22 protein-coding genes are annotated in these 23,480 nt (G+C 44.1%); 5 read left to right on the top strand and 17 right to left on the bottom strand.

From position 1 onward, the window contains the following. Positions 1 to 29 precede the first annotated feature (29 nt). From fadD to L4C38_RS02135, 7 genes are all read right to left on the bottom strand, one after another. Positions 30 to 1,733 (bottom strand): long-chain-fatty-acid--CoA ligase FadD, encoded by a 1,704-nt coding sequence (gene fadD, locus L4C38_RS02165; RefSeq protein WP_428795875.1) that lies wholly within the window; start codon positions 1,731 to 1,733, stop codon positions 30 to 32. Between the two features lie 130 nt (positions 1,734 to 1,863). Next, positions 1,864 to 2,709: an alpha/beta hydrolase gene (locus tag L4C38_RS02160; RefSeq protein ID WP_428795874.1), complete on the bottom strand. Its 846-nt coding sequence runs from the start codon at positions 2,707 to 2,709 to the stop codon at positions 1,864 to 1,866. A gap of 9 nt (positions 2,710 to 2,718) precedes the next feature. Further along, entirely contained in the window at positions 2,719 to 3,276 is a 558-nt protein-coding gene (locus L4C38_RS02155; protein WP_428795873.1) for a Slp family lipoprotein, read from the bottom strand. Between the two features lie 59 nt (positions 3,277 to 3,335). Further along, positions 3,336 to 3,638 carry a chromosome partitioning protein ParA gene (locus L4C38_RS02150; protein WP_428795872.1) on the bottom strand — a complete coding sequence of 101 codons (303 nt, stop codon included), beginning with the start codon at positions 3,636 to 3,638 and terminating at the stop codon, positions 3,336 to 3,338. 26 nt (positions 3,639 to 3,664) lie between these two features. Then, on the bottom strand, positions 3,665 to 4,366 hold the full coding sequence (gene tsaB, locus L4C38_RS02145) for a tRNA (adenosine(37)-N6)-threonylcarbamoyltransferase complex dimerization subunit type 1 TsaB (protein ID WP_428795871.1): 702 nt from the start codon (positions 4,364 to 4,366) through the stop codon (positions 3,665 to 3,667). Positions 4,367 to 4,374: 8 nt separating this feature from the next. Beyond that, entirely contained in the window at positions 4,375 to 6,306 is a 1,932-nt protein-coding gene (gene yoaA, locus L4C38_RS02140; RefSeq protein ID WP_428795870.1) for a DNA repair helicase YoaA, read from the bottom strand. Between the two features lie 110 nt (positions 6,307 to 6,416). Then, positions 6,417 to 6,617 carry a hypothetical protein gene (locus L4C38_RS02135; RefSeq protein ID WP_428795869.1) on the bottom strand — a complete coding sequence of 67 codons (201 nt, stop codon included), beginning with the start codon at positions 6,615 to 6,617 and terminating at the stop codon, positions 6,417 to 6,419. Between the two features lie 197 nt (positions 6,618 to 6,814). On the opposite strand from L4C38_RS02135, the gene purU reads away from it, so the two are divergent. Beyond that, the gene (purU, locus tag L4C38_RS02130; RefSeq protein WP_428795868.1) at positions 6,815 to 7,648 is read left to right on the top strand and encodes a formyltetrahydrofolate deformylase; all 834 of its coding nucleotides are present in this window, start codon (positions 6,815 to 6,817) and stop codon (positions 7,646 to 7,648) included. An 86-nt stretch (positions 7,649 to 7,734) separates the two neighbouring features. On the opposite strand, the gene L4C38_RS02125 is transcribed toward purU, so the two are convergent. Further along, positions 7,735 to 9,747: an FAD-dependent oxidoreductase gene (locus tag L4C38_RS02125; RefSeq protein ID WP_428795867.1), complete on the bottom strand. Its 2,013-nt coding sequence runs from the start codon at positions 9,745 to 9,747 to the stop codon at positions 7,735 to 7,737. Between the two features lie 243 nt (positions 9,748 to 9,990). Here L4C38_RS02125 and sppA point away from each other — a divergent pair, with 243 nt between their 5' ends. Next, positions 9,991 to 11,844 carry a signal peptide peptidase SppA gene (gene sppA / locus L4C38_RS02120; RefSeq protein ID WP_428795866.1) on the top strand — a complete coding sequence of 618 codons (1,854 nt, stop codon included), beginning with the start codon at positions 9,991 to 9,993 and terminating at the stop codon, positions 11,842 to 11,844. 143 nt (positions 11,845 to 11,987) lie between these two features. Next, entirely contained in the window at positions 11,988 to 13,004 is a 1,017-nt protein-coding gene (gene ansA, locus L4C38_RS02115) for an asparaginase (RefSeq protein ID WP_428795865.1), read from the top strand. Between the two features lie 75 nt (positions 13,005 to 13,079). On the opposite strand, the gene ompW is transcribed toward ansA, so the two are convergent. The 7 genes from ompW to L4C38_RS02080 form a co-directional block, all read right to left on the bottom strand. Further along, complete coding sequence (gene ompW / locus L4C38_RS02110) at positions 13,080 to 13,691, bottom strand: outer membrane protein OmpW (protein ID WP_428795864.1); 612 nt, start codon at positions 13,689 to 13,691, stop codon at positions 13,080 to 13,082. 399 nt (positions 13,692 to 14,090) lie between these two features. Beyond that, complete coding sequence (locus tag L4C38_RS02105) at positions 14,091 to 14,969, bottom strand: DMT family transporter (RefSeq protein ID WP_428795863.1); 879 nt, start codon at positions 14,967 to 14,969, stop codon at positions 14,091 to 14,093. Positions 14,970 to 15,141: 172 nt separating this feature from the next. Further along, complete coding sequence (locus L4C38_RS02100) at positions 15,142 to 15,714, bottom strand: sugar O-acetyltransferase (RefSeq protein ID WP_428795862.1); 573 nt, start codon at positions 15,712 to 15,714, stop codon at positions 15,142 to 15,144. Between the two features lie 104 nt (positions 15,715 to 15,818). Beyond that, a complete protein-coding gene (gene serS, locus L4C38_RS02095; RefSeq protein ID WP_428795861.1) occupies positions 15,819 to 17,129 on the bottom strand; it encodes a serine--tRNA ligase in 1,311 nt (436 codons plus the stop codon). An 87-nt stretch (positions 17,130 to 17,216) separates the two neighbouring features. Beyond that, positions 17,217 to 18,509, bottom strand: a complete 1,293-nt coding sequence (locus tag L4C38_RS02090) for a replication-associated recombination protein A (protein ID WP_428796016.1) — start codon at positions 18,507 to 18,509, stop codon at positions 17,217 to 17,219. A 63-nt stretch (positions 18,510 to 18,572) separates the two neighbouring features. After that, on the bottom strand, positions 18,573 to 19,169 hold the full coding sequence (gene lolA, locus L4C38_RS02085) for an outer membrane lipoprotein periplasmic chaperone LolA (protein ID WP_428795860.1): 597 nt from the start codon (positions 19,167 to 19,169) through the stop codon (positions 18,573 to 18,575). 63 nt (positions 19,170 to 19,232) lie between these two features. Further along, positions 19,233 to 19,847: an SEC-C metal-binding domain-containing protein gene (locus tag L4C38_RS02080; RefSeq protein ID WP_428795859.1), complete on the bottom strand. Its 615-nt coding sequence runs from the start codon at positions 19,845 to 19,847 to the stop codon at positions 19,233 to 19,235. 199 nt (positions 19,848 to 20,046) lie between these two features. Here L4C38_RS02080 and L4C38_RS02075 point away from each other — a divergent pair, with 199 nt between their 5' ends. Together L4C38_RS02075 and dusC are read left to right on the top strand one after the other, a co-directional pair. Beyond that, entirely contained in the window at positions 20,047 to 20,616 is a 570-nt protein-coding gene (locus L4C38_RS02075) for a prepilin-type N-terminal cleavage/methylation domain-containing protein (protein WP_428795858.1), read from the top strand. A 60-nt stretch (positions 20,617 to 20,676) separates the two neighbouring features. Next, complete coding sequence (gene dusC / locus L4C38_RS02070; RefSeq protein WP_428795857.1) at positions 20,677 to 21,630, top strand: tRNA dihydrouridine(16) synthase DusC; 954 nt, start codon at positions 20,677 to 20,679, stop codon at positions 21,628 to 21,630. Between the two features lie 81 nt (positions 21,631 to 21,711). Here the strand turns inward: dusC and L4C38_RS02065 are convergent, their stop codons facing one another. Beyond that, the gene (locus L4C38_RS02065) at positions 21,712 to 22,506 is read right to left on the bottom strand and encodes an ABC transporter ATP-binding protein (RefSeq protein WP_428795856.1); all 795 of its coding nucleotides are present in this window, start codon (positions 22,504 to 22,506) and stop codon (positions 21,712 to 21,714) included. Then, positions 22,503 to 23,438: an ABC transporter permease gene (locus tag L4C38_RS02060; RefSeq protein ID WP_428795855.1), complete on the bottom strand. Its 936-nt coding sequence runs from the start codon at positions 23,436 to 23,438 to the stop codon at positions 22,503 to 22,505. Before L4C38_RS02060 ends, L4C38_RS02065 begins: the two co-directional genes overlap by 4 nt. Positions 23,439 to 23,480 lie beyond the last annotated feature (42 nt).

The raw sequence follows: 23,480 nt of genomic DNA, 5'->3' as shown, positions 1-23,480 counted from the left end.
CTATCATTAATCATCTTACACTGCTTGGCTTACTCAGCTTTCGCTTCAGCCTTCTCTGCTAAGATCGCCTCGTTCTCTTCACGAAGTACTCGACGTAGAATTTTACCTACGTTCGTTTTTGGTAAATCCTCTTTAAACTCAACCAATTTAGGGATTTTGTAACCCGTTAGATGTTGACGGCAATGAGCGATCACTTCTTCTTTGGTTAAGCTTGGATCACGTTTAACCACATAAAGTTTAACGATTTCACCTGAAACTTCGTGATTTTGACCTATCGCAGCGACTTCTAATACTTTGCCGTGTAGAGAAACCACATCTTCAATTTCATTTGGATAGACGTTGAAGCCAGATACCAAAATCATATCTTTCTTGCGGTCAACGATATAAAGCAAGCCTTCATCGTCAAACTTAACGATATCACCAGTAGATAGCCAACCATCTTCCGTTAACACTTCTTTGGTCGCTTCAGTGCGTTGCCAATAACCTTGCATTACCTGCGGACCGCGAACTTGTAGCTCACCAACTTCAGTATTTGGTAGTGGATTACCCTCTTCATCAACGATACGAACATCTGTAGATGGGACAGGTAGACCAATTGCGCCAGTGTAGTCGGTTAGATCATACGGGTTACCAGTAACAAGAGGTGCACACTCAGTTAACCCATAACCTTCCAACAAATGGATGCCCGTGATTTTTTTCCACTTCTCCGCCACGCCACGCTGCACTGCCATACCGCCGCCTACTGAAAGCTTCATTCGGCTGAAATCCAGTTCGTGGAAATCTTCATTGTTAACCAATGCATTGAACAGAGTATTTACACCGGTAACGGCGGTAAATGGGTACTTTTGCAGCTCTTTGATAAAACCCGGAATATCACGAGGGTTAGTAATAAGTAAGTTGGCACCACCGATTTCAATAAACAGTAAACAGTTCACTGTCAAAGCAAATACATGGTAGAGCGGCAAAGCCGTAACCACTAACTCACGCCCTTCGGATAATACAGGGCCGTATGCACCCTTGGCTTGAAGTACGTTCGCGACCATATTGCGGTGAGTCAGAATTGCGCCTTTTGCTACACCCGTAGTACCACCAGTGTACTGTAGGAAAGCAATATCATCGCCCGTCATAAACGGCTTAACGTATTGCAAGCGTCGACCTTTGTGCAATGCTTTACGCATTGATATTGCGCCAGGGAGATCGTACTTCGGTACCATGCCTTTTACATATTTGACCACGAAGTCAACAATCGTACCTTTCGCCCTCGGCAACATTTGACCAAGGCTAGTAAGAACGACATGCTTAACCGGCGTATTCTCAACAACTTGCTCAAGAGTATTGGCAAAATTAGATACAATTACGATCGCTTTTGCGCCTGAATCGTTTAATTGATGCTCAAGTTCACGAGGCGTATAAAGCGGGTTTACGTTTACAGCGATAAGACCTGCACGCAACACACCAAACAACGCTACTGGGTATTGCAGCAGGTTTGGCATCATAAGCGCGACACGATCGCCTTTTTGCAGTTTTAAATCGTTTTGTAGATACGCGGCAAAAGCACGGCTACGCTCTTCCAATTTACGGAAGGTCATTACCGAACCCATATTCATGAAAGCAGGCTGATCAGCGTATTTTTGTACTGATTGCTCAAACATTTCCACCAATGATGGATATAGGTCTGGGTTGATGTGCTCAGGCACTTCGCTTGGATAACGAGATAACCAAGGTTTATCCACGATACTACTCCTCGAATTAGGCAGGTATTGTAATCCGCAACTTAGCGTCTCAACGTGCTATATAGCACGTCATTCATACTGTATTACAACACAGGCTAAGTGTTCGAGCACCAAATGCTCAAACACTTGTTTAAATTTTGTTAACTAAAGCAAAAATCTGTTGCGCGGTAAGCATTGGCTGCTGTAAATGGCAATGATGCCCACCTTCAATGCAGACAAAGTCCGCTGAAATGTGGCTATCTTGCTGCAAGCCTGGATACCCCTGATCACCCATAATAATGACTTGAGGGCAACGGATATGCTGTCGAATTTGAGCCGCATGAGCGAAAGACATCCGATATAAAGAATCACTCTTTAATTTAGAGTCATGCCTTAAATGCCAACCTCGTTGTGATGCTTCACTGCCTCTAAAAACCACAGGAGCGATTTGATCTGCGGCCAATCCATTGAGCGATGCTCTGCGAGCGATCATGTCATCTAACGAGGTAAATTCACGGGCTGGTTTAGTGCGAATACGACGACGGCTTATTATTCCTTCACGCAGTCTTTTTACGCTATTTTCACTCGATTCTGCCAGTGGACCGTTTGCTTCGATTTGAATCAAACCTGCCACATGCTCAGGAAAGGCGGCACTATAACAACTTGCAATCAAAGCACCAAGCGAATGTCCTACTAATAGCAACTTGTTTGGTGAAAGATTAAGCAAAAGCTGGTGAACATCATCAATATAGTCATGAAATGGATAATAGTTACTAGCAGGTTTATGGCTTGACAAGCCATGTCCAGGGAGATCGATGGCACACAAGTGCAGTTGTGGGGCGAGTTGATGTAACTCCACCATGACAGATTCGAAACTCGCAGCGTTATCTAGCCAACCATGCAAGAAAACCACACTACAATGAGCGGTAGCAGCATCACCAACTTCTCTCGCGGCAACATCCCCGTCTAAGAGTTTATATCGAGTATCTCTTAACATTTCTTAATGTTACTTAACATCTTGAATAACTCTGCCTTGACGAGTGCTGTAATGAATATCACGGCAGTAGATGCCTCGACATGGATAGAGATAACTGCCAGTTTCATTAATAATTACCCGCTCTTCGATGCGCCACAAACGGAAACCTTTAACTGCCATAACTGGAAAGTCATACTCGTATTCTCCAACAGGAGAGACTTCACTGCCCGTCGATTGACCTAGCAGAGTAATCAATCGCCCTTCAGAGAAAGCAACCGGATCTTGAAACCCGTTGATATACGCAACAAATCGACCATTCGGTTCTTGATTAATGTCAGGTTTTCCCACTGAATTAATTGGCAAGTTGACCACTTCTATACGAGTGCGATCTTCTAGGTTCTTAACATTTGCAATAACCCCTCCCATGCGAACATCAACAGGGTTATCTAACTGTTGCTGCCACACCAGATAATCAGTCACTATATTGGGGTTATCCGAGGCTAACTGCTCCGGTATTGAAGTACAGGCAGTAAGAGCGAACAAAGCGAGAACACAAATGGCTCTTTTTATAAATCGCAGAGATATCATAGGGATTTAGACTCTTTAAGATGTTTATCTAACTATAGTCAAGCTGCCAGCCAACTACATCATATATAGATATCGACACCAAGCATTTGAATCAGTTCATCTCGCTTAGCTTGATTCATCACCCTCATGTACTCTTCCAACGCTTTGCGATTTCGCCCTTCGGGTAAATCGTATTGAATTTGAGCTTGATGAATATCAGATTCTTGGACATGGCGAATAGTATGAGCAACCGCATTGGCCACCTTGGAAGGCTGCCCAACATCTTGCTTCTGCTGTGATTTTCTTACCTCATTCTTCTTGCTAACTCGATTGGTTTTATTCGAGCTAGGTATCGAAGGAGGCAAACCATTAATGGATACCATACTATTCGCTATCTACCTGTAGGGGGTTACTCTCTGCCTGGCAGTTTTTTCCACGTCACATTATCACGCAGGTACACAGGGCTAGACTCTTCTACCGCAACGGTTTGGCCTTTTTCCAACATATATTTCGCGACTTGCACGACGTCCTGCGCATCAGGATAAAGAATATCACCTTGCACACAATTAAGTGCCAATGTTTCCAGTTGATCAGCATAAGCATCCCAACCAGTCCCTGCCATAACCCATTGTGACCCATCAGCAACAATTTGCTCTGTCAGTTTCGTTGGCGGAATCACACACTCAGCATCCACAGCCAACCACTCGCCATTCTCTTCGCGGCTATAGCGCCCCCAATACACTTCACTCATGCGTGCATCAATGGCACACGCCACTTGGGTTGCGCCATTGGCACGAAATGAACCTTGCGCCATCGCTTCTAAGGTTGAGACAGCAATCATTGGTAGCTCTGCGCCATACGCCAAGCCTTGCGCGATACCAATACCGATGCGAACACCAGTAAAGCTACCCGGACCACGACCAAACGCTAGGGCATCCAATTCAGCTAGCGTAACACCGGCTTCTTTTAGCACTTCATCAACCATAGGCAGGATTTTTTTGGTGTGATCACGAGGTGCCACTTCACTACGACAATACACTTGATCGTCAACTAACAGTGCAACTGAACAATTTTCTGTTGCCGTGTCTAGGGCAAGAATCTTTACGCTCATTAAATTCTCTAATCTTGGTTATTTGTGTCTGAAATTTGTTGAAGGAAATCCTCGATTACCCCTAAATCGCGGGTGCGAGGAATGGAAGGCAAACTGGCGAGAAATACACCGCCATATTCGCGCGTCACTAATCGGTTGTCACAAATGATCAGTGCTCCCTTATCTTTCTTGTCTCGAATTAGCCGCCCTACCCCTTGCTTAAGCGTGATAACAGCATCAGGCAATTGAACCTGAGCAAATGGATCGCCCCCTTTCATTCGGCAATCTTCTATTCGTGCTTTAAGTAGTGGGTCATCCGGGGCGGTAAACGGTAATTTATCGATAATAACACAGCTCAGCGTGTCACCTCTAACATCAATCCCTTCCCAGAATGCACCTGTCGCGACCAATAATGCATTGCCTCGCTCCATAAACTCTGCCAACGTCTTTTGTTTACTGGTTTCACCTTGCATTAGAACAGGCAAGCTCAGTATTTCTCGAAACTTCTCACCCAGTTCTCGCATCATGCTATGTGAGGTACAAAGGAAAAAACAGCGTCCCTGATTTTGCTCGATCACCGGCGCTAGCATATGCACGAGTTTATCGGCTAATCCAGCGCTATTTGGCTCTGGTAGATACCGTGGCACACAAAGCCGAGCTTGGGTTTGGTAATCAAATGGACTTGGCAAAGAAAATTGTGCGGAAGGTTTAATTCCAAGCCTCGAGGTAAAGTGCCCGAAATCATCATTGACCGCTAAAGTCGCTGACGTAAAAATCCAAGTACCTTGCTTTTGTTCAATTTGTTCATGGAATTTATCCGCCACGCTCAATGGCGTGATGTGCAAGCTAAAGTGCCTTGGTGTGGTGTCAAACCAATATGAATAACCCGTAATTGACACATCGCACACCCTGTCGATACGCGATTTTATGGTATGAGCGCGCTCAAACGCTACATCCAACAGTTGGCTGCGACCCAGAGCGATTTTGAGCACTTCAATAGCAAAATCGAGTGATTCTCGAACTCTCTCGATTTCTCGAGAAATAGAAGGAGAATTAATCGCCTCCCGCCAATTACCGCGAAATCCAGAATCGCCCAAACAGATCCGTAAATCCGTCGAAGATTGAACCAGTTTGTCAGCAACTTTTTGCAACTGACGCATATCCTTCGCTTCGATGCGATAGCCAATTTCAATATCTTTAGCGAGCTCTTGAATTTGCCTACTCGACACGGATTGTCCGAAATACTGGCTCGCGATATCCGGTAATTGATGCGCCTCATCAAAGATAAACACATCCGCTTCGGGGATTAACTCACCAAAGCCCGTTTCCTTAATTGCTAAATCCGCAAAAAATAGATGATGGTTGACTACCACAACATCTGCATCTAATGCTCTTTTTCGTGCTTTTAACACAAAACATTCGGTGTAGTTTGGGCATTCTTTACCCAAGCAGTTGTCATTGGTTGAAGTAATGGTTGGGATAACAGGGCTATCTTCAGCAATCGCGTCACACTCGCCCAAATCACCACTTTTACTGGTCGAAGCCCAAGCTCGAACTTTGACTAACTGGCTTAGTAAAGCGGGATCGGTGTGCGTACCGTGGCTCTCTATCATCTGTCGGCCTAAACGCTCGGTACATAGATAGTTCGAACGCCCTTTCAATAGCGCCACTTGACCATAAAAGCCTAATGCTGATGTCATCAACGGGAGATCTCGATGGAACAATTGTTCTTGCAAGTTCTTTGAACCCGTACTGATGATAGTCTTTTTTCCACTAAGCAAAGCCGGAACAAGGTAAGCAAATGTCTTGCCGGTTCCCGTACCCGCTTCGATCACCAACTGGTTTTGATCTCGAATTGCTTTGTATACTGCATCAGCCATATCGAGTTGCGCCTGACGAGGTTGAAAACCTGGTATTGCTTTACCTAGTGCGCCATCTTTAGAAAAGGTTTTTGTGATCATGCGAATGGAAAGAATGTTGGAAAAAGCTAATTATACCCTAATCAAGCAAACCTTAAGGTAAAAAAAGCGACTCCTAAGAGCCGCAGTGACAATTTGTGTTACAGCGAATACTATCGTTTATGTAAGTAACGAGATAACCATGCTGGTCCATCAAATTCATTTTGACTATCGATGATAGCTCTGGCTGCTTCACTAGGCGATGCTTTGGTTTCCCACATCTCGGTCAGGATTGATTCGTTTAGCTGGCAGTCACCTAACAGGGTACTAACTCTTTCAGAATATAATTTGCGGGCTAATAGCTCTTTATCCATAACAACCACCTTAAGACGCTCAATGAGGAAAGAAATCTTCAACATTAGCTAACTAACTCAGTTTTAAGTAGATTACTTGTTGAATTCAATTCAATATTAGTTTAATTGTAAACCTATTATTGCGGGTTACCTCACCCTTCGTAATCCTCGAAAAATTTCATAATACGAAAAAAATAAATCACGGAAGTACATACGAAATGGAAAAGAAAACACTGCTTACGCACTGTAGTGACGCACCAGGACTTATCTCAAAAATCACCAATATTTGTTATAAGCACCAGTTGAACATCATTCACAACAATGAATATGTTGATAATTCTAGCGGTCACTTCTTCATGCGTACCGAGCTAGAAGGCTACTTCAACGATCAAACGTTTCTCGCCGATTTAGATCAAGCTCTACCAAGTGGTGCAAAACGTAAGCTGGTTGATTCAAGCCGCAAACGTATTGTGGTACTGGTAACTAAAGAAGCACATTGCCTTGGCGATATTCTAATGAAGAATTTCGATGGCAGCTTAGATATCGATATCGCAGCAGTTGTGGGCAACTATGATACGTTGCAAGGGTTGACGGAGAAATTTGATATTCCTTATCACCACGTCAGCCACGAAGGGTTGTCACGCGAAGAGCACGAGCAAGCGATCCTACAAGTTATTGGTCAATACCAAGCGGATTTCCTCGTGCTAGCAAAATATATGCGTGTATTGACTCCCGGCTTTGTTGAGCAGTACCACCATAAAATAATCAATATTCACCATAGCTTCTTACCCGCCTTTATTGGCGCAAAACCATATCAGCAAGCGTTTGATCGTGGTGTGAAAATCATTGGTGCGACCGCTCACTTTGTGACTAACGATTTAGATGAAGGCCCAATCATCAAACAAGATGTTATCCCCGTCGATCATACCTTTACCGCACGAGACATGGCACAAGCAGGGCGTGATGTTGAGAAAAATGTTCTTAGCAAAGCCCTCAACAAAGCAGTCAATGACCATGTGTTTGTTTACGGCAACAAAACCGTAATCTTGTAAGAACAGAGTCTCATTAAAAAGCTGGTTCCATCAGGTAACCAGCTTTTACTTCAAGAAAAAATGCGCACACCGCTCGTAATACAGTGCTATAAACGCAGTCCCAATTCAACACCTTGCCTGATCGCTCTTACAGCATCAAGCTCACCTGCGTGGTCAGCACCGCCAATCACATGCAGTTTCTCGCCTAATTGTGTCCATTTATCTTCAAAAGGACGCACTGAAACCTGCCCAGCACAAATCACTACACTGTCAGCTGGAATCATCATTTGTTCGCCTTCATATTTGATTTGTAATCCTTCATCGGTGATAGCTTGATACTCCACCCCCCCCATTAGATTCACACCGCGTTTTTCCAATGTACGCTTATGGATCCAGCCGGTGGTTTTACCCGGACCTTTGCCCACTCTGCCTTTACGGCGTTGCAAGACCCACACTTCTTTATCACTAAAGGAATCTGGATACGGGTATAAACCGCCTGGGTGAGCCATCTCTTTGTCAATGCCCCAATCGTGTAGCCAATCATCCAATTGATAATTTTCAGGTTCGGTAATCATTGTTGCTACATCAATGCCAATACCACCAGCCCCCACGATAGCAATCTTATCGCCCAAATAGGTTTTCTCTTTAATTAACGTCTGATAATCAATCACTTTACCTGACTTGTTACTACCTTTAAGTTCAACCTTACGAGGCTCAACACCCGAAGCAATGATCACTTCATCATATTCTTTAAGTAAGTCGAAATTGGCGTCGGTTTCCAAATGGAGCTTAACGCCAGTTTCATCCAACTGATTAGCAAAGTAGCGAATGGTTTCGCGGAACTCTTCTTTACCCGGGATCTGCATTGCCAAGCGGAATTGCCCACCAATACGGTCATTACGTTCAAACAGATCCACTTGATGTCCTCGTCCAGCAAGTGTTGTCGCACAAGCAAGACCAGCAGGTCCTGCGCCGACAACCGCAACGTTTTTTACCGTCATTGCTGGTGTATCGACCAGCTCGGTTTCTCGGCACGCATACGGGTTGACTAAACAACTCGCCGCTTTGCCTTTAAATACGTTGTCTAAACAAGCTTGATTACACCCGATACAGGTATTGATAAGACGAGATTGCTGCTTCTCAGCTTTAATCACAAAATATGGGTCGGCAAGGAAAGGACGCGCCATCGAAACCATATCAGCCTGACCGGAAGCTAAAATGCGTTCAGCCTCTTCAGGCATGTTAATTCGATTACAGGTGATAATAGGCACGGATACATGTGGGCGAACTTTTTCCGTGACCCATGTGAATGCACCTCGAGGCACTTGAGTAGCAATAGTCGGAATACGTGCTTCATGCCAACCTATCCCAGTATTAATGAGTGTAACGCCTGCTTTTTCTAATGCTTGTGCTAACTCGATAACTTCATCAAAAGTACTGCCCTGCTCAACTAAATCCAGCATAGAAAGACGGAAAATAATAATGAACCGCTCACCCACTTGTTTGCGAATCGCTTTGACAACTTCTAATGGGAATCGAATCCGGTTTTGATAGCTGCCACCCCATTCGTCGTAACGAGTATTAGTGCGCTGACAAATAAATTGGTTGAGCAAGTATCCTTCAGAGCCCATAATTTCAACACCATCATAGCCAGCTTCTTGGGCTAATGCCGCGCTATTGGCAAATGCGTCAATGGTCTTATTGATTTGTCGGGTACTCATTTCACTAGGAGAGAATTTAGCGATAGGTGCTTTGACCGATGATGCACTTTGCGAAAACGGATGCATTGCATAACGACCAGCGTGCAGCAACTGCAACGCAATTTTACTGCCATGTTGATGGACCGCCTGAGTGACGACTTTATGCGCCTGAGCATGTTTAGGCTTACTAAACTCAGCAGCAAACGGGTGTAAGCGCCCACGCAAGTTAGGCGAAAATCCGCCAGTAACAATCAGACCAACACCGCCTTTAGCTCGTTCAGCATAGAATGCAGCGAGTTTATCTAAACCTTGTTTGTCTTCTTCCAGACCCGTATGCATCGAGCCCATTAACACGCGATTTTTTAACTGGGTGAAACCTAAATCTAGTGGTTTAAGTAAGTTTGGGTACATGGCAGACATCACTTTCACTATTATCGTTATGGTCAGACCAGATTATGCGCATTTAAAACAAAAATCAAACATGTGTTTACATTTTTGAAACATTACTCACTTTAACAGATAATATCGGATATTTAACGCGCGTAGCGCAGCTAATTGACTAAATTTAATAGTGTAGAGAATTAAAGGCTTGGTGATACCCCTTAACATTCAGTAGGATGTAAGGATTATCATTAGCACTGGCGGGAGCACAGCGGAGAGACGATGAAAACGATATTTAAATACATAGGGTTATTTTTTAAAGGTATTTGGAAACTAATCACCTTTACACGCATAGCGCTAACCAACCTCATTTTTCTTGCTGTCATTGCATTGATGTATTTTACTTACACTAACGTAGAGACACGTGTAACCCCACCGGATCCAACGCCTTCAGCGTTGATTGTAAATATCTCAGGTCCTATTGTTGAGCAAACCACCTATCAAAACCCGATGGACTCATTAACGGGAAGCCTATTTGGGCAAGATCTCCCTAGAGAAAATGTGCTTTACGATATCGTCACTACTATTCGTCATGCTAAAGACGATAAAAACGTCACTGGTATTGTTTTGGCACTGCGCGATATGCCCGAAACCAGCTTAACCAAATTACGTTACATCGCCAAAGCCTTGAACGAATTCAAAGCATCTGGTAAGCCAGTCTACGCGGTAAGCGATTTTTACAATCAAAGCCAATACTATCTGGCAAGCTATGCCGATAATATTTCTCTAGCGCCTGATGGCGCAGTAATGATCAAAGGCTACAGCGCGTATTCCATGTATTACAAAACGCTATTGGAAAAGCTCGACATCAATACGCATGTATTCAGAGTAGGTACTTACAAATCGGCTATTGAACCGTTTATTCGCAATGATATGTCCGATGAAGCCAAAGAGTCTGCCTCGCGTTGGCTAAGCCAACTTTGGGGGGCTTATGTCGATGACGTCTCCACCAACCGCTCTATTGACGCACAAACTCTAAATCCGAGCATGGATGAGTTTATCAAATTGATCGAAAGTACCAATGGTGACTTAGCCGCTCTTTCTCTAAAACTAGGTCTAGTGGATAAACTCGCGACACGTCAGCAAGTTCGTGAAGATTTAATCGAAGTCTTTGGTAGTGATGGCAGTGACAGCTATCCACATATCGGTTACTACGAATACGCATCTTCAGTGGCTGCAAACTTTAATAGCAACGATAACGATGTTGCCGTTGTCGTCGTCAACGGCGCTATTATGGATGGCTCCCAACCCCGCGGTGCGAGTGGCGGTGATACCGTAGCATCACTACTCCGTGAAGCTCGTAACGACAACCAAGTAAAAGCCGTCGTACTGCGCGTTGACAGCCCAGGCGGCAGTGCTTTTGCCTCAGAGGTGATCCGCAATGAAATTGAAGCACTGAAACAAGCTGGCAAGCCTGTTGTGGTCTCAATGTCGAGCGTTGCCGCTTCTGGTGGTTATTGGATTTCAATGAGCGCTGATAAGATTGTTGCTCAACCAACAACGATTACTGGCTCAATCGGTATTTTTAGCGTAATTACAACATTCGAAAAAGGACTCAACAACATTGGGGTTTACACTGATGGTATTGGAACTTCGCCACTATCAGGTATTGGAATCACTACGGGTATCCCAGAACAAGCCGCGGATGCGATTCAAATGGGTATAGACCACGGTTACAGCCGCTTTATCAACTTAGTCAGCAGTAATCGTGACATTTCACTATCCGAAATGGATAACATTGCTGAAGGTCGAGTATGGACAGGTCAAGACGCAATGAACCTAGGCTTAGTGGATAAGATGGGTGATTTTGATGATGCTGTAGCACTAGCTGCAGAGCTGGCAAAACTAGAGAGCTACAACATCTACTGGGTAGAAGAACCGTTATCACCTGCACAGCAATTTATTCAAGACATAATGAATCAAGTACGTGTTTCAATTGGGCTTGATGTCAGCACTCTGGTTCCTGCTGCATTACAACCGGCGGCGAAGCAGATGGTACAAGATATGAGTTTAATGCAAAGCTTTAATGACCCTAAAGGACAATATGTATTCTGTTTAAATTGTCAGATTCAATAAACAGAAACGTTCAACTCTTAACCAGTAGGGTTAGTTAGCACTCCAAATGGGGGCATGTCTGCGGTACATGCCCCTTTTTATTGGTCAGTATTTCGTTATAATCCCCCGCTCTGTTCCCCCTACAACTTAACTGGTTTCGCGCAATGGCAAGAAAACACATCTATATCTCGTACACTGGCGGTACCATTGGTATGCAGAAGTCTCATGACCATGGTTACGTACCCGTTGCCGGTTTCATGGAGAAACAGTTAGCGAGCATGCCTGAATTTCATCGTCCTGAGATGCCTGAATTCACCATCCATGAGTACGAGCCACTGATTGACTCATCAGACATGACTCCAGCAGATTGGCAACAGATCGCTGATGATATCCGTAATAACTATGATAAATACGACGGTTTCGTCATCTTACATGGTACCGATACCATGGCATACACCGCATCTGCCCTCTCTTTTATGCTAGAAAACTTAGGCAAGCCCGTCATCATTACCGGCTCGCAAATTCCACTGGCAGAATTGCGATCCGATGGCCAAGCTAATTTGCTAAATGCGCTGCACATTGCCGCTAACTATCCAATAAACGAAGTCACGCTATTCTTCAATAACAAGTTGATGCGTGGTAATCGTAGCACTAAATCTCATGCAGATGGCTTCAATGCTTTTACCTCGCCAAACTTACCGCCTCTGCTCGAGGCGGGTATCAATATCCAAATCAGCAATGAGATTAAAGTGGGTGAAATACCTAGCGGTGATTTCAAAGTACACGACATTACGCCACAACCTATTGGCGTGATTACCATGTATCCAGGGATCTCCCACGAAGTAATTCGTAATACACTGCTACAACCCGTCAACGCAATGATTTTGCTAACATTTGGCGTGGGTAATGCACCACAAAATCCTGAGTTATTGTCACACCTAAAGAATGCCTCAGAGCGTGGTGTGATCGTAGTTAATTTAACTCAATGTCTATCGGGCAAGGTCAACATGGGTGGCTACGCGACAGGTTGTGCATTAGCAGAAGCCGGCGTGATCAGTGGTTATGACATGACTCCTGAAGCGGCATTGGCGAAGTTGCACTATTTACTCAGCCAAGATTTGAGCTACGAACAAATCAAAGTAAAAATGCAGCAAGTACTGCGCGGTGAAATGAGTATTTAGTTTTGCTGATTGATTAAATAATTGAAGCCGACACTAGGGTCGGCTTCAATTTATCTAGAATTTGGTAGGGAATACTTAGAACTTATATCCACCAGAGATCATAAATACCCACGGGTCGATATCGACATCAACATCTGCATCTATACCCCCCCTAATCTCTGCTGTGGTACCAATATCGGCATACCAAATTGAGCCATTCACGAACCAATCATCATTGATCATATAGTCTAAGCCGATATTTGCAGCTAACCCTAATGAATCGTCTAAAGATAAGGTGGTGCCAGCCACATCAATTTTCTCGTCAAAGAAAATCGTGTAGTTAATACCAGCACCGACATATGGGCGGAAGTCACTCTCTGACGTACCAAAGTAGTATTGAACCATAAAGGTAGGTGGAAGATGCTTAGTTTCCGCTATATCAACACCTTGTAAAGAAATATCGTGGGAGAAAGGCGTTGCGGCTAAAACTTCAAAGCTAATGTTATCAGTAAACATGTAACCAAAAGTCAAACCTAGTTGGGTATTTGAATCAACTTCTAACTTGGCGCCAAGAGTCTCATCACTATCATCATTTGGCACCACTGATGCCAAACCTGCACGAACGATAAAATCACCTTCTTTATGAGCAAATGCTTGAGCTGAGGAAAGGGCTGCTAATACCGCTAAACCACATATTACTTTTTTCATTGTTATTTCCTTGTAGGGCTTTGTTTTTAACTTCTCCTATATATGTGAGGAAGAGACACCACTGCTTTAACTCACACATACAAGACTAAAGTTTTTATAATGGCGAGCAAATTAACACACAAAAACCTTACAAAATTGATGGAAATCAATTGCACACTTTTCATTCACAATTAACCAGCAATTCCAATAAACCGATCACAACTTAGTGTATGGAATGCAACAAGCATGTAATGCGAACTTTATGTGTATCACACTAATATCAAACATAAATCTTGATTATTAAGGTAGGGTTAGCTTAAAAATTGCCAATTACTTATTTTAAAGAGATAAATAACTACAAGAAGCGAAGTCGTCACCTACTGTTAATTTCAACAGTAGGTGACGGCAAAAGAAGAAGATTTAACCGCGGCGAAACAAAGTGTCAAACTTGCCATCGGTTCGATATAAGATCAGTGAGAAAAAAATCAAGCCACAACCGACTAGTTTATTTAAAGATAACTGCTCACCGTACCAAGCAATACTTAAAAACACCGTCCAAATTGGCTCCAGAATCATAATTAGAGCGGCATTACCTGGAATAATATGTTTTTGAGCCGTGGTCTGCATGACATAACGCATCGCAGTCGCCAAAATGGTACTTGCTGCAAACCAGCCCCAAATAGAAGGCTCAATATGCGCGGGAACCGATTCAAAAATAGCGCTGGCGGTTATTGCAATCGTACCGGTAACGAACAACTGAATACAGGTAAGTAATAGAATTGGCAGGGTTTGTGAATACTTACTATTCACGTTGAAGTGAAGTGCCAAAATAACGGCATTGAACAGAAACCACAATTGGTTGATTGAGCTTTGCCAGCCATCTTTTAGCGAAAGAAAAGCCAGCCCACTAATAGCAATTGGCAAAGATACCCAAAATATACGCTTTGGACGCTGTCCAAACAAAACCCACGCGACAAATGGGACCAACAGCATAGATAGACTCAAAATGAATGCGCCTTCACCGAGTGTATCACTGATGGATATCGCATGTATCCAACTCAATAGCGCCGTTGCCAATAAGCAGCCAACTAAAGCAGCCGAACGTATATCATGCCAACTAGCTCGTCTCAGGGCACCATAGCAAAATGGTAACAAACAAAAAGAAGCCAGTAGAAATCGTAAGCCAACAAAACCAAAAGGCGGTAAACCTTGGATTGCCTCTTTAGAGAAGATCCAACCAAAAGCCGACAAGATCGTCGCTAATACTAAAATAGTTGCGGCTTTTCGTTCTGATTTCACTATCATTTCTCTGTTTCATTTGATGTTTTTTATGGCTGGAGATCGCCAGTGAACCAAGAATTTGGCTCGATCAATAAAATGATGCCAGTTTGACTAAAAGAGAGCGACCTAAGCTACAAATTATTTCTCACACAGTGAGAATGCATATTAATAAAGTGTGACTCAAGTAAAATCATTCAATACTCGTGGTAGATTGATTATCTAAACGCCGGATCAAGATCGCGGGAGTACCCCCGTACAAACCATCTGCGGCAAGATCTTTGGTTACCACAGAATTAGCAGCAACAACGGAACGAGCGCCAATCGTCACACCTTGGTTAATCACAACGTTTCCGCCGATCCAAACATCATCTTCAACAATTATTGGCTTACAGAATGTTTCCCACTTTCGGCGGCTCAAATAGTCCAAAGAGTGACCCGCAGTGTAAAACTGTGCATTCGGTCCGATCAGTACGTGGTTACCAATCGTGATTGGCGCCCCATCCAAAAAAGTAGCATTCATATTGATAAAGGTTTTCGCGCCAATTTTAATCGTCTGACCAAACTCACAAGAGAATGGTGAGCGAATAATACTGCCTTGACCATACTGAGTGAAAAGCTCTTGATACAATACTTCTCGACGTGATTCTTCGGCAGCTTTATTCAGTTGTGCGAGTAAAAGCGCCGCGCGGTCACGAACACGATTAATCGACTCGTCACCACCGTCAAATGCAAACCCCGCAATCATTTTTTCAAATTCAGTCATTCACCCTCCCCAACGCGACACGACAACTAACATAATTAACAATAATCTATTTAAGCTATAAAAAAACCGGCTTAAAGCCGGTTTTTTTATTGTCCACTGCGATGTTAGCCGCCAATGTACTCGGCGCCACCCATGTATCTTTGCAGTGCCGTTGGGATGCGGATACGACCATCTGCTTCTTGATTGTTTTCAAGAATAGCAACCATAGTACGACCTACAGCAAGACCAGAACCGTTTAGTGTATGTACAAGCTCAGGTTTTTTCTCGCCTTTACGACGGAAACGAGCCTGCATACGACGAGCCTGGAAATCCCACATGTTTGAACATGAAGAGATCTCACGGTAAGTTTCTTGTGCTGGAACCCACACTTCTAAATCGTAAGTCTTACGCGAACCGAAACCCATATCACCGGTACAAAGTACAACTTTACGGTAAGGCAATTCTAGTAGTTCAAGTACTTTTTCTGCATGACCAGTCAGCTCTTCAAGAGCAGCCATTGAATCTTCAGGTTTGGTGATTTGTACTAACTCAACTTTGTCGAATTGGTGCATGCGGATTAGACCACGAGTATCACGACCGTAAGAACCTGCTTCAGAACGGAAGCATGGTGTGTGAGCCGTCATCTTCAGTGGCAGATCTGCCTCATCAGAGATAGTGTCACGCACTAAGTTCGTTACTGGCACTTCAGCTGTTGGAATAAGTGATAAGCGACGAGGCTCTTCATCATTCACTTTTTCTACTAATGGTTCAGTGTGGAAAAGATCTTTACCAAACTTAGGTAGCTGACCAGTACCAAATAGGCTGTCAGAGTTAACTAAGTAAGGTACGTACATCTCTGTGTAGCCGTGCTCTTCTGTGTGAAGATCGAGCATAAACTGAGCAATTGCGCGATGAAGACGAGCAAATTGACCTTTCATTACGATAAAGCGTGCACCCGTGATTTTCACAGCACTCGCGAAATCTAGACCGTCAGCCATTTCACCTAGATCAACGTGATCTTTTAATTCAAAATCGTAAGTTTTTGGCTCACCCCAACGAGAGATCTCAACGTTGTCGTCTTCATCTTTGCCATCTGGCACGTCATCAGCAGGGATGTTCGGTAGTAGTTGCGTGATGTCATCCAGTTTTGTCATCACCGCATCTAGTTCTACTTTTTTCGCGTCTAGATCTTCACCAAGTGTACCAATTTGTTTCTTGATCTCTTCAGCACCCTCTTTATCACCAGCCGCCATTTTTTGACCGATCTGCTTGGAGATGGAGTTACGCGTGGATTGTAAATTTTCAACTTCGACTTGAATGGACTTACGTTGCTCTTCAAGTGTACGGATTGTCTCTACGTCTAGCTTAAAGCCTCGACGTGCTAATTTAGCAGCTGTTTCATCCAGCTCTGTACGAAGTAATTTAGAATCCAGCATTGTTAATCCTATGCTTTGAGTTTTGAAATCGCGTGCTCGCATCGTGCGTGCACATTAAATAATTTACCGGACAAATGTATCCAAAAATCACGGCTTTTCATAGCGCTTTTGTGGGCTATTTGCGTCTAAAGTAGCCAAGTAATCTAACTTTTCGCCAATTTTCGTTTCTAAGCCCCGATTAGTCGGCTGATAGTAACGAGTTGCTAACATTTGCGGAGGTAAATATTGCTCTCCGGCAGCGTATGCCCCCGGCTCGTCATGAGCATAACGATACTCAGCGCCATAACCTAAATCTTTCATTAAACTGGTTGGCGCATTGCGTAAATGATGCGGAACTTCATATTCAGGTAGATTATGTGCGTCGGTAAGTGCTTGTTTCCATGCGGTGTATACGGCATTACTTTTCGGCGCACAAGCTAAATAGACAATCGCCTGAGCAATAGCTCGCTCACCTTCAGCAGGTCCAACACGTGTAAAACAGTCCCACGCCGAAAGCGCGATTTGCATCGCGCGCGGATCAGCGTTACCAATATCTTCCGAAGCAATGGCAAGTAGACGACGCGCGATATAAAGAGGATCACAACCCGCGGCAATCATTCTAGCCGACCAGTACAAAGCACCATCAGGATTAGAGCCTCGAATCGACTTATGCACCGCAGAAATCAAGTCGTACCAGATGTCACCTTTATTATCAAAACGAGAGACCTTTTCACCCGCAACTTCTGCCAATAATCGCAAGGTAATTTGCTTCTCTCCCTGTTCATTATCCTCTGCCATATCATATAACAGCTCAAGATAATTAAGAGACATTCGCGCGTCACCGTTAACGAGCTCAGCCAGTCGGTCTAAAGCATTGTCTAAGAACTTCGCAGGTACATTACCCAAACCACGCTCTTTGTCGTCAATGGCTTGTTTAAGTGCCTGTTTAATGTCATCGGTTGCAAGGGAAGTTAGCTTATACACTCGTGCTCGTGAAAGCAGTGCATTATTGAGCTCAAATGACGGGTTCTCGGTTGTCGCGCCAATAAAGGTTACTGTGCCATCTTCAATATGTGGCAGAAATGCATCTTGCTGAGATTTATTGAAGCGATGGACCTCGTCTACAAATAAAATCGTCCGCCGACCCGCAAGTTTATTCTCACGTGCTCTTTCAATCGCAGATCGAATTTCCTTCACGCCAGAAGTGACAGCAGAGACACGCTCTACTTCGGCATTGGCATAATTCGCCGCTACTTCTGCCAGCGTAGTCTTACCGGTACCAGGAGGTCCCCACAATATCATCGAATGAATATGCCCGGCTTCTAAAGCTCGACGTAATGGCTTGCCTTCCCCCAAGATATGCTGCTGACCAATATATTGATCCATAGTTTGTGGGCGCATTCTAGCAGCAAGGGGACGAAAATCTTCGTCCCCTGCAAAATCAAACGAGAAATTACTCACTTGTTAGTTCCTTTGATCGTCAACCTCTACTCCCTCAGGGATAGTAAAGGTGAAGCGATTTGCATTCGGTTTATTCAAATCGATGTTAGAGAAATCAAATGAGCTGATTTGTCCATCTTGTTCAATCACACTAAAGCCTTTCACCGCTCCTTTTTCATCAATTTCAAGCTTGAACTGACCTTGATTACTGTCTACGGCTGTTGGCGTAAGGATAAACATATCGCCTTGTTGTACAACATGGTAGTTATCCCAGTCGCTCGCTCGATTGCGAGTCAATAACACAAATGGTGTTTGCTCTGTTGCCTGCTCCTGCCAGTAAATGCTCACTTGCTCAATGAACGGGCTGTAGTACCACAGTGTTTTGCCATCAGAAACTAAAGTATTTTCATCAGGAAGGGTTGTCGTCCAACGGAATAGACTTGGGCGCGCAATTTCAACATCCCCTTCGCCTTCCATTACAACATCACCTTCTGGGCTTGTGACACGCTGCGAAAAGTCAGCACTGAAACCTTCCGTCAATTGTAAACGGTCGCTCAGTTCTTGTTGAGGCGTCGCCCAAACCGAAAAACTCGCCAATAACAGCAGTAGTGTTTTCTTCATTATCTTTGTCCCTGAATTACGTTGACCTTGAGTTATGACCGAATATAGTCAACTTTGTTGCGTCTATTTCCCGCAACACTGCTTAAATTTTTTGCCACTACCACATGTACATGGGTCATTACGCCCCATTTCTTTATATGGGTTCACGCTTTGAGCTTTAGCACCAACTTGTGCCTCATCCGCAGCTTGCGCTACTTCATTGATCATTAAATCAAGTTGGTCGATAAAATCAGCAAGTACAGGTGGTGTCTCGATACCGGCTTGCTTCATTTCAGCATGAGTTTGCTCTTCATCAATCGCCAGCATAAATGTGGTTAACATAGCCTGTAGCATGCGGAGTGTGCCGTCACTAATATTTGCTTCAAGCCATTGTGGTTCAATCGTTGCCCACAACGCCATAAAACCTTCTGAAAAATCAGCTAACCGCTCAGCTTGGCTATCGCCATCGACTAAATTGAGTAATGAATATTCGTTACATTTCAGAAAGCTGAACTGATGGTTAATCTGCCCCACTACCAGCGCTTTCAATTCGCTAGCATTCTCACCAAACACCTCTTGCAACCATGATTCAGGCTGTAAGGGCTTAGTTGCCATATTAGCAGCAAGTACTACTCCTTCGATAAACATCGGAGACTCTTGGCATTGGGTATCGGCTAAAGAAATAAGGTGATAATTCATTACGCTATCTGTTTATAAAATTGAATCGATAATTATACCCTGCCAATACAGCTGGGTCACTGACTAGCATGAAGTAAAAAACATGAACAGAGTGTGAATTATTGACATTTGACGAAATATTGACTGTTTATTCATCTGGCAATAGTGCATTATTTCATTGAAACATTTCCTTACATTTACCATTTACTGCGTAAGTCCTATGAAAAACAATAAAAATTCTGGTTTTACCTTAATAGAGCTGGTTGTGGTCATCGTAATACTAGCTGTGCTGGCTGTAGTTGCACTGCCAAGATTTATCAGCTACCAACGAGATGCGCATTTAGCCCGCGCAGATGCTGCATTCGCAAGTTTTGAAAGTGCTGTTCAAATGTACCATTCGAAATGGTTGACTGAAGGCGAGCCTGACTCAACACAGACCGTTGATTACGGTAACGGAGATATCTATCCTTCCGATACTGGATTCCCCGTAGCCGTGGACGAGATCCCTAATCCAAATTATCCTTTACGTGGAACGGACTGTTCAAAGCTTTGGAATGCACTTATGAATGTTGATCTAACCATCAGTGACATGGATGCGAATAAGCCAGTACTTCCTTCTGAGACAGATATCGTTGCTTGGTATAACGGGAATAACGAATGCATCTATCATTACACCACTGGGTTTAACGAAGATGAAAAAATGCCTTTAATGACATACTCCCCGAAGACTGGCGATGTGACGATAAGTGAAGCAAATAACAATCCAAATGAAAAACCAGACCAGCCATAAATCGTGACTTCCAAGCACTAAATCATTAAAATCACGCCTCCCTAATCAGAGGCGTTTTTTATGCGAGTTGTTTTGGGCCCTATGGAGGGCGTTTTAGATCACTTAATGCGTGAGATTTTAACAGACATCAATGACTACGATTTATGTGTCACTGAGTTTGTGCGTGTGGTGGATCAACGTTTACCAGAACACGTATTCAAACGTCTTTGCCCAGAATTAGATCAGGGTTCTCAGACCAAATCAGGTGTACCTGTTCACATTCAACTGCTTGGGCAAGACCCATATTGGATGGCAGAAAATGCGGTTGTGGCAGCAGAACTCGGTGCTAAAGGTATCGACCTTAACTTTGGCTGCCCAGCAAAATTGGTCAACAAAAGCAAAGGTGGCGCAGCGCTATTACAACATCCTGAGCTTATCCACAACATCGTCAAAGCGTGTCGTGATTCAGTAGATAAGAGCATACCCGTTACCGCAAAAATTCGGTTAGGTTGGGACAACCCCGAAGATTGTTTTGAGATCGTCAGTGCGATTGAAACCGCTGGAGCTAACGAGCTTACGGTGCACGCTCGCACCAAAAGTGGTGGCTATAAAGCCAGCGAAATAAAATGGGATTACATTAACCAGATCCGCCAACGTAGCTCCATACCATTAATCGCCAATGGTGAGATTTGGAACTATCAAGATGGGCAATCTTGCATTGAAACCACCAGCGTTGATTCTCTGATGGTATGCCGTGGCGCGTTCAACGTGCCTAACGTTGGTAATGTGGTAAAACATAACCACGCGGTTATGCCATGGGAAGATGTAGTTGACTTGCTACTCGTCTACTCGCAATACGAAATCAAAGGTGACAAAGGCTTGTATTACCCTAACCGCGTTAAGCAGTGGTTCTCTTATCTACGTCAGCAGTACCCACAGGCAGCAGAGTTGTTCCGTGAGATTCGTATCTACAATAAAGCTCCGCAGATTGTTGAACATTTACAACGCTACCGCGACACGCTCAAAGCCGCATAAAATTAGAAAGCCCATCAATCTGATTCATTTCATAAAAGATGGGCTTTATCGTTCCAGTAAGGCATGACCGTTACATATTAACTAATTCAGTAGCAAGCTATCATCGGCTAACTCCTCACCGCGAACTTTAGAAAACATCTCCAGCAAATCGGGGACCCCCATATTTGCGCGCTGTTCTCCTGCGACATCCAACACGATTTCACCTTGATGAAGCATCACGGTACGATCACCACACGCCAAAGCATCTTTCATTGAGTGGGTAACCATCATTACAGTGAGATCGAAATCATGAACGATACGTTTGGTCAAATCGATGATAAACGCCGCCATGCGGGGATCAAGTGCCGCTGTATGCTCGTCAAGCATCAAAAGTTTGCTATCAGACAACGTCGCCATCACCAAGCTAACGGCTTGACGTTGACCACCAGAGAGTAAGCCAATGTTATCCCCTAGCCGATCTTCTAAGCCTAAACCGAGAATACTGATACGCTCTTGAAATAGCTTACGACGCTTAGTTGACAAAGAATGACTCCAACCGCGACGTTTACCTCTCATATACGCCAACGCCATATTCTCTTCAATGGTTAAATCGCCACATGTTCCTGCCAACGGGTCTTGAAATACTCGCGCACATTGAGTCGCGCGTTGGGCGACCGTTTGTTTGGTCACATCTTGCTCATTGATCAATACCCTTCCGCCAACCATCGGCGTTTCACCTGTAGCGGCTCCAAGCAACGTCGATTTACCTGCACCATTAGAACCAATCACGGTTAGAAACTGATGCTCTGGCACTTCCAAACAGACACTTTTCAATGCTCGGTTTTCCAAAATAGTCCCAGGATTAAAAGTGACTTGGATATCTTCTAAACGAATCATATCGCCTCCCCTGAACCATTGCTTTGTTTATTCGTCACTTTGACAGTACTAAGCTTTTTTGATCGAAAATGGCTACGAATTTTTGGCGCAATCAATGCAATAGCGACTAATACCGCGGTCACTAAGTTTAAATCGGAGGCTTGTAAACCGAACATGCCAGAACTGAGCGCAAAAGCCACCGCTAAACGGTAGAGTACCGAGCCAACAATGACCGCCACAACCGCAATCCAAATCTTACGACCCGGAATTAAGGTTTGCCCCAAAATTACTGCAGCCAACCCAACGACAATGGTACCAACACCAGAGGTCACATCAGCAAAGCTGTTGGTTTGCGCAAACAGTGCCCCTGCAAAGCCAACAAAACCATTGGATAAGGCCAAACCAAAGTAGGTATAAAACGAGGTGCTTCCACCTTGTGCCGAGACCATGCGTGCATTAACACCCGTCGCTCGTAAACCCAAGCCAAAATCACTATTGAGTAAACGCACCACAAACCAAGCGGAGATGAGAACTAACACACCCACCACTAATGGACGGATAAATACAGGATCACCCAAGGATTCAAAGGGCGTCAAAATCGTAACTTCACCGAGCAACGCAATATTTGGGCGCCCCATAATACGAATATTGATGGAAAATGCAGCGATCATGGTAAGTATCGAAGCGAGGAGATGCAAAATGCCGCACTTCACCGCTAAAAAAGCCGTCACCCAACCAGTCATCGCTCCAGCAACAATCGCCATGCCGGTTGCAACCCATGGGTCGATACCTGAAACAATAGCCGTCGCAGCGACGGCTGCACCCATAGGAAAACTACCATCAACACTTAAGTCAGGAAAATCAAGTACGCGAAAAGTCAGGTAAACACCAAGTGCTACCAAACCGTAGACAAGTCCTATCTCAAGCGCACCAAAAAAAGCAAAAGCAGACATACATACTCCCTTTCTGCTTACTTTGGGCAGTGGAAACTGCCC

This window comes from Vibrio kasasachensis (assembly GCF_050337565.1).
Lineage (GTDB): Bacteria > Pseudomonadota > Gammaproteobacteria > Enterobacterales > Vibrionaceae > Vibrio > Vibrio kasasachensis.
The sequence above is the reverse complement of the archived record's forward strand: the minus strand, read 5'-3'. Positions and strand labels throughout refer to the sequence as shown.